Source organism: Bartonella sp. AP58NXGY, assembly GCF_042195785.1.
GTDB lineage: Bacteria > Pseudomonadota > Alphaproteobacteria > Rhizobiales > Rhizobiaceae > Bartonella.
On record NZ_JBHIOY010000094.1, the window covers coordinates 1 to 1,126 of the forward strand.

Genomic DNA, 1,126 nt, shown 5'->3' on the forward strand with positions numbered 1-1,126 from the left:
GATGTATCAAGAGGTCTGTAAATGCTTCTGTCATAAGCAGATGACTGATCTTGATTATCATCATTTTTGCCATCTAAAAGCTTTAACTCGCCTTTGTACTGAGGCAATATGACTTCTGTTACAAAACGGTCAATACCGTTTTTATCTTGCCATTTACGCGTTTGAAGCTGTCCCTCGATATAAACTTTGCTGCCTTTATTCAGATACTGGAGTGCTATTTTTGCAAGATGTGGATTAAACACCACAACGGAATGCCATTCTGTTTTGTCTACTTTCTTATTGGTTGCCTTATCTGTATAGCTCTCAGACGTTGCTATACGAAAATTGACCACCTCGATGCCAGATGACATTGTTTTGCTTTCTGGATTAGCACCTAAATAGCCAATTAAAATCACTTTATTAAGCATGTTTGTAAGTTCCATTAAATGATGTAAAGATCATAACATACTTTATATGTTTTTACAATATTTTCAATAAATAATAACAATATTCTTATGTAAAAGATTAAGCTTTAAAAGCTGTTTTTTTATTGCGTTTTGATACGTTTTGTGCAATAAAGAGATGTTCGTAACTTTCGAATAACAAGATAACAGTCATGCATTGCAAAACAGAAGCCGTGTCAAGAAATTGGCACGGCTTTAATGCATTTAAATTGAATAGAAAAAACTAGCCTCTAGTATAAAAGAAAGCCCCGTTACGTAAATACATAACAAGGCTTTCACAATTTCTCAAGTTGTATATAAAATATAGTACATTATGTATAAGTTACAAGCGTTAAGACACAAAAAAACCGTGTCATTTAAGGCACGGCTTTTGTGATATCTTTAAAGAGGAATATTGTTTTAACCTAAAGAACGGTTAAAATACAACGCCATTATGACGCTGCGAATTAATGGTAGCATGATACATTTAAAGATGCAATTTGAGAAAAAATACACTTGCTTTTATACACAAAATATGTGATTTGTGAGTTAGTTTGTTTATAGCAAATTATCCTTACGAATAATGGTTTTGAATATAAAAGCCGTATCAATTCATTTTGATGCGGTTTTTTTGCTACAAAGCAGCCCCCCGCGCCGTTATTTTATTTACGCTGCTTTTTCACTAATGGCATCATTACTACAAA

Annotated in this window: 1 protein-coding gene; it reads right to left on the reverse strand. The window is 32.9% G+C overall.

Annotated elements, in window-relative coordinates; all coding sequences use genetic code 11:
* The coding region (gene ssb, locus ACFINC_RS09685; protein ID WP_375617073.1) for a single-stranded DNA-binding protein at positions 1–407 on the reverse strand (407 nt) is incomplete at its 3' end.
* Positions 408–1,126 lie beyond the last annotated feature (719 nt).